The 13,929-nt window shown below is 42.5% G+C and carries 12 protein-coding genes; 9 read left to right on the top strand and 3 right to left on the bottom strand.

The genetic code is table 11. From position 1 onward, the window contains the following. The first annotated feature begins 6 nt into the window (after window positions 1-6). Genes lepB through pdxJ form a run of 5 tightly spaced genes read left to right on the top strand, consistent with a single transcriptional unit; the run spans window position 7 to window position 4,023 of the window. Window positions 7-942, top strand: a complete 936-nt coding sequence (gene lepB / locus BM378_RS09055; protein WP_036966610.1) for a signal peptidase I — start codon at window positions 7-9, stop codon at window positions 940-942. Between the two features lie 2 nt (window positions 943-944). Beyond that, entirely contained in the window at window positions 945-1,622 is a 678-nt protein-coding gene (gene rnc / locus BM378_RS09050; protein WP_036966612.1) for a ribonuclease III, read from the top strand. After that, window positions 1,612-2,544: a GTPase Era gene (era, locus tag BM378_RS09045; RefSeq protein ID WP_036966614.1), complete on the top strand. Its 933-nt coding sequence runs from the start codon at window positions 1,612-1,614 to the stop codon at window positions 2,542-2,544. The genes rnc and era overlap by 11 nt, the downstream gene beginning before the upstream one ends. Window positions 2,545-2,561: 17 nt before the next feature. Then, window positions 2,562-3,248: a DNA repair protein RecO gene (gene recO, locus BM378_RS09040; RefSeq protein ID WP_074989037.1), complete on the top strand. Its 687-nt coding sequence runs from the start codon at window positions 2,562-2,564 to the stop codon at window positions 3,246-3,248. A 43-nt stretch (window positions 3,249-3,291) separates the two neighbouring features. Next, window positions 3,292-4,023 (top strand): pyridoxine 5'-phosphate synthase, encoded by a 732-nt coding sequence (pdxJ, locus tag BM378_RS09035; RefSeq protein WP_036966619.1) that lies wholly within the window; start codon window positions 3,292-3,294, stop codon window positions 4,021-4,023. A gap of 71 nt (window positions 4,024-4,094) precedes the next feature. Here pdxJ and BM378_RS09030 read toward each other — a convergent pair whose 3' ends face one another. From BM378_RS09030 to barA, 3 genes are read right to left on the bottom strand one after another with little or no spacing between them, the layout of a single operon-like run. Beyond that, window positions 4,095-4,421, bottom strand: a complete 327-nt coding sequence (locus BM378_RS09030) for a hypothetical protein (protein ID WP_074989036.1) — start codon at window positions 4,419-4,421, stop codon at window positions 4,095-4,097. A 12-nt stretch (window positions 4,422-4,433) separates the two neighbouring features. After that, window positions 4,434-4,910: an energy transducer TonB gene (locus BM378_RS09025; protein ID WP_074989035.1), complete on the bottom strand. Its 477-nt coding sequence runs from the start codon at window positions 4,908-4,910 to the stop codon at window positions 4,434-4,436. A 36-nt stretch (window positions 4,911-4,946) separates the two neighbouring features. Further along, window positions 4,947-7,715 carry a two-component sensor histidine kinase BarA gene (gene barA / locus BM378_RS09020; protein ID WP_036969088.1) on the bottom strand — a complete coding sequence of 923 codons (2,769 nt, stop codon included), beginning with the start codon at window positions 7,713-7,715 and terminating at the stop codon, window positions 4,947-4,949. 80 nt (window positions 7,716-7,795) lie between these two features. On the opposite strand from barA, the gene rlmD reads away from it, so the two are divergent. The 4 genes from rlmD (at window position 7,796) to pyrG (ending at window position 13,870) form a co-directional block, all read left to right on the top strand. After that, entirely contained in the window at window positions 7,796-9,121 is a 1,326-nt protein-coding gene (gene rlmD, locus BM378_RS09015) for a 23S rRNA (uracil(1939)-C(5))-methyltransferase RlmD (protein ID WP_065978638.1), read from the top strand. Window positions 9,122-9,129: 8 nt separating this feature from the next. Further along, window positions 9,130-11,289, top strand: a complete 2,160-nt coding sequence (relA, locus tag BM378_RS09010) for a GTP diphosphokinase (RefSeq protein WP_036966631.1) — start codon at window positions 9,130-9,132, stop codon at window positions 11,287-11,289. Continuing rightward, window positions 11,289-12,089, top strand: coding sequence for a nucleoside triphosphate pyrophosphohydrolase (gene mazG, locus BM378_RS09005; protein WP_036966634.1), 801 nt, complete (start codon window positions 11,289-11,291; stop codon window positions 12,087-12,089). Before relA ends, mazG begins: the two co-directional genes overlap by 1 nt. A gap of 146 nt (window positions 12,090-12,235) precedes the next feature. Continuing rightward, window positions 12,236-13,870, top strand: coding sequence for a CTP synthase (pyrG, locus tag BM378_RS09000; protein WP_036966637.1), 1,635 nt, complete (start codon window positions 12,236-12,238; stop codon window positions 13,868-13,870). Window positions 13,871-13,929 lie beyond the last annotated feature (59 nt).

Below are 13,929 nucleotides of genomic sequence, written 5' to 3'. Positions count from 1 at the left end.
TAATGCATGGCGGGTTACTTTTCGATTTTTTTAGTGTTGTTAACGCTAGGCTCAGGCTTAATCTGGTTAATTGACCACTTTATGTTTGCGCCTAAACGTCAACAGCGTATCGCCCTTGCTCAAAACGCGGCGGGCGGTGAATTAGACGAAGAAACCGCTGCATTAATTGCACCAGAGCCAAGTATTACTGAAACGGCTAAATCAATCTTTCCGATGATTGCGGCTATTACTATTTTCCGTTCATTTATTTTTGAACCGTTTCAAATTCCATCAGGCTCAATGATGCCAACATTACTTGTTGGTGACTTTATTTTGGTACAAAAGTACTCATACGGCATTAAAGACCCAATTTGGCGCACCCAACTAGTGGATGTGGATGAGCCAGAACGCGGTGATATTGTGGTATTTAAATACCCATTAGATGAGCGTATTGATTACATTAAACGTGCCATTGGTTTACCTGGCGATAAAATTGTTTATCGCAATAAGCACCTTTATATTCAGCCAAAATGTGAAGAAGGTGTCGAACAGCAAGGTGATTTGCTGTGTAATGAATACAATAAAATAGATATGGAAATTCTCAATAGTGACGAGTTCAAGCAAGGGTCAATGAATTTAGTGCGTTTAGAAGAAAACCTAAGCCCATTGAATCACAACATTTTGATTAACCCAGAGGCGCTTGAAATGAAAGGCCGTTATTATCAACAACCGGGTACACGCTCTGACGAGTGGGTTGTTCCTGCCGATCATTATTTTATGATGGGTGATAACCGTGATAACAGCCAAGACAGTCGCTTTTGGGGCTTTGTGCCAAAAGAAAACTTGGTAGGTAAAGCCGTCTTTATATGGATGAGTTTTGAATTTGAAAATGGCCCAGATGACTTTTTACCAGGCTGGGTTCCAACTGGTGTTCGTTTTGAACGCCTAGGTAATATTCAGTAACGATGAAAAAAAACGTAACAGAGTTATACAACAAAATAGGTTATACATTTACTGATCAAGCTTTGCTTGAACAGGCAATGACGCACCGCAGCCACAAAGGTCAACATAACGAGCGTTTAGAGTTTTTAGGCGATTCGATTTTGAGCTTCGTGATTGCGAATGCGCTTTATACTAAATTTCCAAAAGCACGTGAAGGCGACTTAAGCCGCATGCGCTCAACCTTAGTACGTGGTCAAACACTGGCTGAGTTTGGCCTTGAATTTGGTCTGGGCGATTACTTACGCTTAGGGCCTGGCGAGCTGAAAAGTGGTGGCTTCCGTCGTGAATCGACTCTTGCCGATGCAGTAGAAGCCATTATTGGTGCCGTGTTCCTAGACTCAAGCATTGAACAATGTGGTGAGTTAATCTTAAATTGGTATGAATCACGCCTTGATGCAATTTCTCCTGGCTTAAACCAAAAAGATCCAAAAACATTACTTCAAGAGTACTTACAAGCGCGCAAATTATCGTTACCGGGCTACACTGTCATTGATACAAAAGGCCAAGCGCACAATCAAACATTCACGGTTGAATGTATTGTTGAAGGGATGGATAGCATTATCTCAGTAGGGAGCTCGCGTCGTAAAGCCGAGCAAAAAGCTGCTGAAAAAGCCTTAAAGATACTTAAAAATGAATCTTGATGATTTAATTAGCAAAGAACCTGCAGAGCTTGATACGCACTGTGGGATGGTGGCCATTGTTGGTCGTCCAAATGTGGGTAAATCGACCTTACTTAACTACATTGTTGAGCAAAAGGTGAGTATTACCTCGCGCAAACCACAGACCACGCGTCACCGTATTATGGGTATTCATACCGAAGGTAAATACCAAGCAGTCTACGTTGATACACCGGGTCTACATGTTGAAGAAAAGCGTGCTATTAACCGTTTAATGAACCGTGCTGCATCCAGTTCGATTGGTGATGTAGAGCTGATTATTTTTGTGGTTGAAGGCACTCACTGGAATGAAGATGATGAGATGGTACTGAATAAAGTCCGTCAAAGTGGTCGTCCAGTGTTATTGGTTATGAATAAAATTGACCAAGTAAAAGACCGCGACTTAGTGCTTCCGCACATGCAGTTTTTAGGCAATAAATTTGATTTTGTTGGCATTATTCCTGTCTCAGCAAAACAGGGTAAAAACATTGAGCTTATAAAAGCAGAAGTAACCAAGCGTCTTCCGCTGTGTGAGTTTTACTTCCCTGAAGATTATGTGACAGACCGTTCGATGCGTTTTATGTCGGCAGAGGTTATCCGTGAAAAGCTAATGCGTTTTATGGGTGATGAATTACCGTATTCTGTTACCGTTGAAATAGAGCAGTTTAAATGGCTCGATAACGGCGTGTGGCAAATTAATGGCCTGATCTTAGTTGAGCGTGAAACGCAAAAACGCATGGTTATTGGCAATAAAGGCGAAAAGCTAAAAGTTATTGGCCGTGAAGCACGTAAAGACCTTGAAGAGATGCTTGATAACAAAGTATTTTTAGAACTTTGGGTTAAAGTGAAGTCTGGCTGGGCTGATGATGAGCGTGCGCTACGCAGCTTAGGCTATGGTGAAGATTAAGCTTAGCTTGAGACGCCATGGATAGCGATTTCTACACAGCATACTTGTTGCACCGACGTCCATTTAGTGACTCACAAGTAATGCTTGATATGCTGGTAGAAGGCGTGGGTCAGCTTAGAATGCTGGCCCGAATTAGTGGTCGCCAGGCCACTAAACATAAAGCGCAACTGCAACCTTTCCAATCACTGCTGGTACAATACAGCGGTAAATCAGATTTAAAATACATTAATCGTTTTGAACCCCATGGCACGCAAACCATGCTCACGGGGACTGAGTTGTATTGTGGATTTTATTTAAACGAATTAACGAATCGTATCGTACCTATCAATGAACCCATGGAAAGTGTTTACCATTTGTATAAACAGCACTTGAGTGATTTATCGGGTACTCAACATTTGCAAGCAGTGTTACGTTCGTATGAATTTCAGTTACTCGAATTGCTCGGTTATGGGGTTGATTTTAGTGTCGACGCGAACGGTGATGAGATCATTGGCAGTGCCAGTTACCAGTACTTTGCTGAATATGGCTTTTTGCTGCATGACGACCCGCACAGTGGTTTTTCAGGTGCGCAATTAAATGCCATTGCTGCCCATGACTTCAGCGCGCCTGATGTGTTATATATGGCAAAGCAGTTAAGTCGTTACTTACTCAAGCCTTTACTCGGTAAAAAGCCATTAAAAAGTCGTGAGTTATTTATTAAGTAGGCTGAATAGCAGCCGTTAATCGTTGTTTTAAACAGGTAAAAAAATGAAAGATATTCTTCTTGGTGTAAACGTTGATCATATTGCCACTTTACGCCAAGCGCGTGGCACAAGTTACCCAGATCCTGCTCATGCAGCCAGTGTTGCAGAGCATGCCGGTGCAGATGGTATCACCATTCATTTGCGTGAAGACCGTCGTCATATTCAAGACCGTGACGTGTATGTAATGGCTAAAACCATTCAAACGCGTATGAATCTTGAGGTTGCCGTGACTGATGAAATGATTGATATTGCGCTTGAAGTAAAACCCGCTTATGTGTGTTTAGTGCCTGAAAAACGCGAAGAGCTAACAACAGAAGGCGGCCTAGACGTAGTGGGTAACTTTGAAAAAGTAAAAGCGGCGACTGAAAAATTAACGGCAGCGGGTATTAAAGTATCGTTATTTATTGATGCTGATAACGCGCAACTTGATGCTGCTAAAGCCTGTAACGCACCGTATGTAGAAATTCATACTGGCGCGTATGCAGATGCAGAAAACGACGAAGAGCTACATACAGAGCTTGAGCGTATTCGCAGCGGTGTACAATACGCCCACGGGCTTGGTTTAATTGTAAATGCTGGTCATGGCCTGCACTACCACAACGTAAAACCAATTGCTGCAATGCCAGAAATTTACGAGTTAAACATTGGTCATGCGATTATTGCGCGTGCCGCGATTGACGGCCTAGACAAAGCAGTACGTGATATGAAACGCCTGATGATTGAGGCGCGTTTGTAAATATAAGCTTCAAGCACTTTTAAGCAAGTATTGAATTGAGAGCGCGGTGGATGTTGTATCCAGCGCGCTTTTTATTTCATCAAATACGCAATAAATTGTGCAAGCAATGATGATAACAAAGGTGAAATACAGAGTAGAGTGACTATGTACTGATGCTTTTTCTTAAAGCTTTTTAAAACACCATCATTAATGGCCGACAATTCGCCTTGTTTAATTGAATGAAACACAATTGAGTTGGGTGTTGCTCTCATTAAGCGGGCTTTACTTTCGTATGTTTGCCACTGCTCAGCGTAATTGATTTTTACGTAGTTATTAGCTTCTTTACTTAGTTTTTTATAGCGAAGGAAAAACCACGTGAGTGAAATAGCGCTAAAGAGAATAAGTAAGATAAAATACAAAGCAGGCTCCCTTTAATACTTCACAATTCGTGTACCCGTAGAATAAATAATATCGCGACTAGGGCATGAATAATTAGGTTTTAGTGTTCTACAAGATTGCTCGGGTGTGTCAAAACAAAAATCAAAACGAGTTTGGGTTTTCACCGCTTTATCAGTAATATTCTGCGGCAGCTCATTCCAGTGCCAATGCGTGATTACTTCTTTTGCTGCATCGGCAAATACAGGGTGAGTAGAGGCAACTACCTGAATATCTTTAATCTCATTGTGTGGCGTAATAACATACTCAATGGTCGTGCACCCTTCTGTTGCTTGGATAACTGCTTTTTTTGGGTATCTGGCAGGAAAGCGCTCAAGTTGCTGCCATTTTGGTGTTTTCAATTCATCATAGCTAACTGATAAATCCGCATACTCTAGTGTCATCGGTTTATCTGCAGTTGAAGCACAGCCAAAGGCAAGTAAACTGCCCGCTAGAATTAAATAACTTTTCATTTATATATTCCTTTATATCGTTTTATTGAGCGGCTTTTATCGTTGCTGCTCTACCATGCCTGCATCACTTAACAAATTATTCAGCTCGTCAATAAGCTCAAATAATTCAGGTTCAATATAATTTAAATCACAATCACCTTTTAGTGACGTTTCAAGGGTTTCGGCAAGCGATTTTAGCTTTGGTACGCCGGTGTAACAACATGCGCCATGGAACTTATGCACGATGCTAAGTACATGCTCACAATCTTCATTTTCTATTGCTTCATTGAGTAGACGCAAGGTCTCAGGCACGCTGAGTAACAGCATATTGAGCATTTCAAGAGCGAGTTCTTCTTTGCCGCCTGCGCGCTGTAGCGCAAGCTGCCAATCTAGGCGTGTGCTCTCGAATGGAGGTTCAGATTGAACGGCAACTGTTTTGCTTCGCTCTCGGTTAATAGGGGATTGTGGGCTATGATCACTAATGATCTGCTTTAGCATATCTTCGTCAATCGGTTTGGTTAAATAACCTTTAAAGCCATCTTTTAGCAGCTGCTCTTTTTCACCAGCCAACGCATGCGCTGTTACCGCAATAATTGGGGTGTCTTCATTAAGTGATGACTCACGAATAAGCTTACACGCTGTAATGCCATCCATAATAGGCATTTGAATATCCATAAATATTAAGTCGTATTTATGGCTTTTACTTAAGCTATAGGCTTGTGAACCATTATGGGCGGTATCAATAAGCTCAATTTGTTCATCTAATAGAGTACAAATAAGTTTTAGATTTGCGTCATTATCATCAACAACCAGCACTTTTAATGGCAGTAGTTTTTCATCGCCTTGCTCAATATTGTGTACCGGATGGTCAAGGCGATACGGGGCTGCTAATACTTCACATAATTTACGATGATTAAGTGGTTTACTTAAACAGGCATCAGCACCACTACCCACAAAGGCTTCACGCATATTATGCGACACCGTATTGAGCATAATGTATAAATAGTCAGTGACGGGTCTTACCGCTTTAACGTAGCCTTTAAGCTGCTGCATATCATCGATTGTTGCGGTGTGACCGATAATACAAATATCGTAACTAAAGTCTTTGTTTATCTCGTTTAAGAAACTTTCTTCATCGGTACAGGCGGTAACTTGTGTTTGCCACTCATTCAACAATGACAAGGTTGCTTGGTGCGTATGTTCGTGCGGTTCTAAGTATAGAATGCGTTTATTAATCAGTGATTGAGTTGGTAAGTCACTGGTGATTGAATTAGACGGCGTTCTAAACACCGCATTAAACGTAAAGCAGGTGCCATTACCGGGGGCTGAGTTTAAGGTAATGCGGCCGTTCATGGCTTCAACAATATGCTTGGTAATAATTAACCCTAAGCCTGTGCCGCCAAATTTGCGGGTAATACTTGAATCGGCTTGGCCAAATGGTGTGAATAAAGCATCTTGCTTATCCATAGGAATACCCACACCGGTATCGGTTACCGACACCAAAATAGAGGCTCGCTCTTCATCAAGCAAACGATAACCGACATCGACTTTAATAGACCCTTTTTCGGTGAACTTTATCGCATTACTGAGTAAGTTAATTAAAATTTGCTTAAAGCGAGTCGGGTCGCCAGTTAAGTTATCGGGCACTTGCGGGTGAATAAATATAGATAGCTCGAGTTGTTTTTCGTGGGCGCTAGGAGCAAGCAATGTTAATACTTCATTGATGGTATCGCGCAGTTGAAACTGCATCGATTCGAGTTCCATCGCACCGGCTTCTAATTTCGAGAAATCTAAAATATCGCTGATAATGGTCATTAAGCTGTTAGCAGACAACTCAATCGTATCGAGGTAATCCTTTTGGTGTTTATTCAGAGGCGTTTTATATAGCTGACGCGTAAAGCCAATAACCCCATTTAAAGGAGTACGTAATTCGTGACTCATTTTCGCTAAGAAATCTGATTTAACACGGTTGGCATCTTGAGCATCTTTTTTTGCAATACTCAGCTGAATATTTTGTGTTTCGTACTGTTCGAGTGTTTCTCGGTAATCTGCAGTGGCTTGGTCAATGTGCTTTTGCATTTCATCGCGTTGCATCACCATGGTGTCTGAAATCGTATTAAGTCCTTCACGAAGGAGCTCAAATTCGCCAAACATTTTTTGATCAAGGCCTGTATCGACTTTACCCTCATTAAGTTTATCTGTAGCAAGTACCAACTTATTAAGAGGTTGAATAAACATACGCGATAATCTAAACGCCAGCACGGTTGCTAAAACAAGCGCCAGTAAAATAACCACACCACTCACTAATAACGCACGTTGTTGACCAATGATGGCTTGCTGTTTATTGAGCATGATCACCACTGTGCCTAAAGAAGCCTGATAACTATGGTGATTCCATATCATGTCTTGGCGGCTATGATTAATAATAGCCGTTGAAAAGGTTAAGTAATGTTCTGAGCTTTGCATATGAACACCGTCTAATATCGGTTTGTTCGTGTTCATCAGCTCTCTAAATTCACTTTGGTATTTACTGAAAATAACCAGCTCGTTATTTTCATCAAAAATAGCAATAGACTGAATAGCAGGCGAGTGTTTGTTGTGAGTATGACTAACTAAACGAGTTAACAGCGCTTTATTTCGTTTAAGTAAAGGTTGCTCTACAGCGATAGCAAGGGGCTCAATGATGGTCTCGCCTTGTTGATACAAAATTTCATCGAGCTCAATGTAACGATTTATTGTAAAATAACCGCCCAGCAACAAGCCTATGATCACAGTCGGTATAAGTGTGAGGGTTAAGACTGAGTCACGTAAGCCAAATTTAGTCATAAAAGATGTTGTTATCATTATTATCGTAGTTTAAGAGTATATACTTACTCCCGCTTTATCAATAATTAAGGTGTTGCCCGATGGCACAGATTTTCAAAGCTAAAAAGAAATCCGTCTCACAAAAAATGCTCACACTCACCGTTTCGGCCATGGATCACCAAGGACGAGGTGTTGCAAAGCAAGGCAGTAAAGTGTGCTTTGTGAATGGTGCGCTGCCCGGCGAGGAAGTTAAAGCACAGCTCATTGACGATAAGGCACGCTTTGCCAGTGCTGATTGCAAAAAAGTATTGCGCGCGTCAGCGCATCGAGTAACGCCTTTTTGTCAGCATTATCAAGTATGTGGTGGTTGTCAGTTACAACACCTCGATGCATCGCAGCAATTAGTTGAAAAGCAAGCAGCCGTGAGCCAGCTATTCAGTAAATTTGCCAAAGCAGAGTATTTAAATTGGCAAGCGCCGCTTGTTAGTGAAGCGCGTCATTACAGACGATCGGCACGTGTTGCCGTAATGCATGATAAAGCCGCGAAAAAAATGCGCGTAGGTTATCGTGCTCAAGGGTCAAAGCAGCTCGTGAGTATTGAGCGTTGTGACGTGCTTTCAACTAAATTTAGCGCGTTATTTACGGTCTTTGATGAACTGATAAATAACCATGCAGGGCTAAGCTGTATTAGTCACTTACAACTGTGCGAGGCAGACAATGCCGCTTATGTTGTCATTCGCCATACAAAACCAATTAGCAATGCGCTTAAAACGGTTGTTGAGAAAGCCTGTGATGAGTATCAATGGTGCCTAGTATGGCAATCACACAGCGGTGAGATTGATCACACTCATCATCCAATGCCGTACTACACTATACCAGAGTACGACTTAACCTTTGAGTTTGGCTTAGAGAACTTTGTGCAAGTAAATCCGCATGTTAATCAAGCCATGTTACATCAAGCAAAAGAGTGGCTTGATTTACAGGGTCATGAACAGGTATTAGATTTATTTTGCGGTATTGGTAATTTTTCATTATTGATTGCAAAGTATGCAAAACACGTTATTGGTGTCGAAGGAGTGGATTCTGCGGTTGCATTAGCGAAACAAAATGCGCAAACTAACTCATTATCGAATACCGATTTTTATTGCTTTGATTTAACTCAATCAATGCAATCAGCTGCGTGGTTCAGCAAAGACATTGATGTATTGGTGCTTGACCCGTCACGAACTGGCGCTATGGCTATTTTAGAGCAGTTACCACTTACTCAGTTTAAAACGATTTTATATGTCTCTTGTGATCCTGTTACTTTAGCCCGTGACAGTGCAATTATTTTACAAGCAGGCTTCAGCATTGAAAAAATTGGGCTTATGAATATGTTCCCGCATACAGGGCATATTGAAACGATGGCGTTATTTCACAGGAGGTAAAGCGCACTATGGTAGCCACTAGACAGTCACATCAGCTTACTAAGCCGAGTGATTTTACCAGCCGTATAGAGCTGTTAGCGCTAACAGAAGATAAATCTACCTTATTAGAACAGGCGCATCAATTGTGCCTGCATTGCGATGATGTTAAACGCCAGAATATGGCCATTGAAATGGTGGAGATTTTAGCTGAGCTAAATTTAGATGCTGATTCATTGGCAACCGCCTTTTTAACGCCGTATTTTTTAGCTGAAAAAATTTCTATCGACACAGTAACAGATAAGCTTGGTAACCACGTTGCCTTGCTGCTTACTGGTGTGAGCCAAATGGCAACCATCAGCACCTTAGCACATCAAGGTAAAGGCACCGTTCAAATTGATAATATTCGCCGTATGCTTTTGGCAATGGTTGAAGATGTGCGTGCGGTGGTTATTAAACTGGCTGAACAAGTGTGTTACCTACGCGAAGTGAAAAATGGCAGTGAAGAAGAGCGCGTAATAGCAGCAAAAGAAACGCGCGATATTTTTGCGCCACTCGCCAATCGTTTAGGGATAGGTCAGCTCAAGTGGGAGCTAGAAGACTTATCTTTTCGTTATTTGCACCCAGACACCTACAAAAATATTGCCAAGCAATTAGACGATAAACGGCTTGCCCGCGAAGCCTACATGGAAAATATGGTGGCACTGGTTAAAGCACGCCTCCAAGAAGCGGGTATTGCTGGCGAGGTGTATGGTCGCCCGAAACATATTTTCAGCATTTATAAAAAAATGGCGCAGAAGAACTACGAGTTCGATCAATTATTTGATATTCGTGCCATGCGTATTGTGGTTGAGCGTTTGCAAGATTGCTACGCGGCCTTGGGGATTGTTCACACAAACTGGCGTCATTTAAATAAAGAGTTTGATGACTACATTGCAACGCCAAAACAAAATGGTTATCAATCGATTCATACCGTGGTGTTTGGTCCTGAAGGTAAAACTGTCGAAATTCAAATTCGTACCAGCGAGATGCACCAAGATGCCGAGCTCGGTGTCGCGGCTCACTGGATGTACAAAGAAGGCGCATTACCGGGGCGTGGCTCAGGTTATGAGCAAAAAATTAGCTGGTTGCGTAAGTTACTGCAATGGCAAGAAGAAGTTGTTGATGGCAGCGACTTAGCCGAAGAGCTTAAAAATCAGGTGGTGGAAGACCGTGTTTACGTGTTTACCCCGAAAGGCGATATTTTTGATTTACCACTCGGTGCGACGCCGCTCGATTTTGCCTACTACATCCACTCTAATGTAGGGCACCGGTGTATTGGCGCAAAAGTATTTGGCAAAATTGTGCCTTTTACGTACCAACTAAGTACGGGCGATCAGGTTGAGATTTTAACGCAAAAGCAAGCGAACCCGAGCCGAGATTGGTTAAATCCGTCGTTAGGCTATATTAAATCGTCGCGAGCACGTTCGAAAATTCATCATTGGTTTAAGCAGCTCGACCGCGATAAAAACTTAAGTGCCGGTAAAGAAATTCTAGAAACAGAACTACACAAGCTCGATCTTACAACCAAAGATCTTACCCCCGCGATAGAGCGCTTTAACTTGCGGGGTCTTGAAGATTTAATGGTTGCTGTTGGCGCAGGTGATGTGCGTCTTAATCAGTTGCTTAACTTTATTAGCGACCGTGATGACGACGAGCCACAAATCAGGTTTAAAAAACCAAAAAGTGTCAACGGTGATAAAAATGGCATTGTAGTTGATGGCGTCGGCAGTTTATTGAGCCACGTGGCTAAATGTTGTCGCCCTGTTCCCGGCGATGAAATTATTGGTTATATCACGCAAGGGCGGGGGATTGCCGTTCACCGTGAAGACTGTGATTCATTTGAAAAACTGCGAGAAAAGCACCCAGAGCGTGTGATCTCAGTAAGTTGGTCAGACGATGTAAATGGCTCATACACGCTAACCATTAAAGTAGAGGCAACGGATAGATCAGGGCTTATTCGTGATATTAGCTCTGTACTTGCCAATGAAAAAGTAAATGTGCTGAACATGAACGTCAACACAGTCGAAGACAAGCAATTAGCTCTTTTCTCAATGCAGGTAGAAGTTCACGACTTATCAAGCACAAACCGCTTGTTATCTAAACTTCACCAAATTGAAGGGGTCCATGAAGCAAAACGTGGGCATGCGTAATGACAGATAAACACAGTATTGATGACTCATTAGCGATCATGGAAAAACTACGGGACCCAGATACTGGGTGCCCGTGGGATTTAAAACAAAATTTTAAATCGATAGTGCCTCATACCATTGAAGAGGCTTACGAAGTTGCTGACTGCATTGAAAAGGGCGAGCTGAGTGAGCTTAAAAGTGAACTGGGTGACTTACTCTTTCAAGTTGTGTTTTACGCGCAGCTTGCAAAAGAGCAGGGGCTATTTGATTTTAATGACGTTGTCAGCACATTAAACGAAAAACTAGTGCGCAGGCACCCTCATGTGTTCGCTGAAAAAACAACACTCACAGAGGCCGAATTATCACAGCAGTGGCAAGCAATAAAAGCACAAGAGCGGGCGCAAAAAGCACCCACACAGCAACTGAGTTTATGGCAAGACATTCCCGATGCGATGCCGGGGCTTACTAAGGCGAAAAAGATTCAGCAGCGGGTGGCAAGTCTTGGCTTCGATTGGCCAAGCTATCAGGGGGCACTTGATAAAGTGGCCGAAGAAGTCGGGGAAGTGAAAGAAGCGCTTGCACATGATCCGTACTCAGAACACAGCGCAGAAGAGCTGGGCGATTTGTTATTTGCAACGGTCAATGTGGCCCGTCATATTAAGCGCGACCCTGAGCAACTATTACGCAGTGCTAACGCTAAGTTTATGGCACGCTTTGAAAAAGTGGCCGCTTATTTAAGTGAGCGCGGGCAATGTTTAGAGACCGCCAGTTTAGAAGAGATGGACAGCGCGTGGGAAGCCATTAAAAAGCACCCACAATGACACAGCATAGGGACAGGAATGCCGCGCTCGTTTTTTGTGCACTTATTTGCTAATTTTATCTGGATTGATAGCAGTGCCTTTGCTATAATATCGCCCCGTCTTGATTCTATATTATTCCTTTTAATTCCTGATATTCTAGGGTTCGCATGAGTACAAAATTTATCTTCGTTACTGGCGGGGTTGTTTCTTCGTTGGGTAAAGGTATTGCAGCAGCGTCGTTAGCCGCAATTTTAGAAGCACGTGGTTTAAACGTGACTATTTTAAAGCTGGATCCTTACATCAACGTTGACCCAGGCACTATGAGCCCAATTCAGCACGGTGAAGTATATGTTACTGAAGACGGTGCAGAAACTGACCTTGATTTAGGTCACTATGAGCGTTTCATCCGTACTAAGATGAGTAGCCGCAACAACTTCACACAAGGCCGTGTTTATGAAGATGTTTTACGACGTGAGCGTCGCGGTGAATACCTTGGTGCAACAATTCAGGTTATTCCACATATCACAAACGACATTAAGCAACGTGTATACGACGGTGCCGAAGGTCGCGATGTAGCCATCGTTGAAATTGGCGGTACAGTGGGTGACATTGAGTCACAACCGTTCTTAGAAGCAATTCGTCAGCTTGGCACAGAAATCGGCCGTGAGCGCGCATTGTTTATTCACCTAACGCTTGTGCCATTCTTAGGCCCTGCAGGTGAAGTTAAAACGAAACCAACACAACATTCAGTAAAAGAATTACGTTCGATTGGTATCCAACCAGATATCTTAATTTGTCGTTCTGATCGTAAATTACCTAATAACGAGCGCGCGAAAATCGCACTTTTCACTAACGTGGAAGAAAAAGCCGTTATTTCATTACCAGACGTAGAAAGCATCTACAAGATCCCAGCGTTACTTAAGTCACAAGAACTTGATAACTTTGTGTGTCGTCGTTTTTACCTTGAGTGCCCAGAAGCAGATTTATCTGAGTGGGAGCAAGTATTATATCAAGAGTCTAACCCAACGGGTGAAGTGACAATTGGTATGGTAGGTAAGTACATTGAACTACCAGACGCTTACAAGTCAGTAAACGAAGCATTAAAGCATGCGGGTCTTAAAAACCGTTTAACAGTGAACATCGAATACGTTGATTCACAAGACTTAGAAAGCAAAGGCACTGAGATGCTTTCTCACCTTGACGCTATTTTAGTACCAGGTGGTTTTGGTGGTCGTGGTGTTGAAGGTAAGATTTTAGCGGCTAAATACGCACGTGAAAACAAAGTACCTTACCTAGGCATTTGTTTAGGTATGCAAGTGGCACTTATTGAGTATGCGCGTAACGTTGCAGGCCTTGCAGATGCAAACTCAACGGAATTCAATGCAAAATCAGCACACCCAGTGGTTGGCTTAATCACCGAGTGGCAAGATGCCGACGGTAACGTTGAAGTACGTGATGAGCAGTCTGACCTTGGTGGCACAATGCGTTTAGGCGCACAAAAATGTCACTTAACGCCAGGCTCTAAAGTAAGTGAAGTATACGGTAGTGACGAAATTGTTGAACGTCACCGTCATCGCTACGAAGTAAATAACCACTACGTAGAACAGCTTGAAAAAGCAGGTTTAAGTTTCACTGGTTTATCTGAAGATAAGAAACTAGTCGAAATTATCGAAAATAAAGATCACCCTTGGTTTATTGCCGCGCAATTCCACCCGGAATTCACGTCAACACCACGTGATGGTCATCCGCTATTTGAAGGGTTTGTTGCAGCTGCACACACTCACCAAAAAGCGTCATCGTAATTTAAATAGGCCGTGCTATATGCACGGCTTATTTGTTTTAAAAAGCCAACGAATTAACA

Source organism: Pseudoalteromonas lipolytica (genome assembly GCF_900116435.1).
GTDB lineage: Bacteria > Pseudomonadota > Gammaproteobacteria > Enterobacterales > Alteromonadaceae > Pseudoalteromonas > Pseudoalteromonas lipolytica.
The sequence above is the reverse complement of the archived record's forward strand: the minus strand, read 5'-3'. Positions and strand labels throughout refer to the sequence as shown.

Bases quoted from the DNA above. Each gene is read 5' to 3' on its own strand.
- recO (WP_074989037.1), top strand. From the start codon at position 2,562: ATGGATAGCGATTTCTACACAGCATACTTGTTGCACCGACGTCCATTT.
- rlmD (WP_065978638.1), top strand. From the start codon at position 7,796: ATGGCACAGATTTTCAAAGCTAAAAAGAAATCCGTCTCACAAAAAATG.
- pdxJ (WP_036966619.1), top strand. From the start codon at position 3,292: ATGAAAGATATTCTTCTTGGTGTAAACGTTGATCATATTGCCACTTTA.
- relA (WP_036966631.1), top strand. From the start codon at position 9,130: ATGGTAGCCACTAGACAGTCACATCAGCTTACTAAGCCGAGTGATTTT.
- BM378_RS09025 (WP_074989035.1), bottom strand. From the start codon at position 4,910: ATGAAAAGTTATTTAATTCTAGCGGGCAGTTTACTTGCCTTTGGCTGT.
- lepB (WP_036966610.1), top strand. From the start codon at position 7: ATGGCGGGTTACTTTTCGATTTTTTTAGTGTTGTTAACGCTAGGCTCA.
- mazG (WP_036966634.1), top strand. From the start codon at position 11,289: ATGACAGATAAACACAGTATTGATGACTCATTAGCGATCATGGAAAAA.
- pyrG (WP_036966637.1), top strand. From the start codon at position 12,236: ATGAGTACAAAATTTATCTTCGTTACTGGCGGGGTTGTTTCTTCGTTG.
- rnc (WP_036966612.1), top strand. From the start codon at position 945: ATGAAAAAAAACGTAACAGAGTTATACAACAAAATAGGTTATACATTT.
- barA (WP_036969088.1), bottom strand. From the start codon at position 7,715: ATGACTAAATTTGGCTTACGTGACTCAGTCTTAACCCTCACACTTATA.
- era (WP_036966614.1), top strand. From the start codon at position 1,612: ATGAATCTTGATGATTTAATTAGCAAAGAACCTGCAGAGCTTGATACG.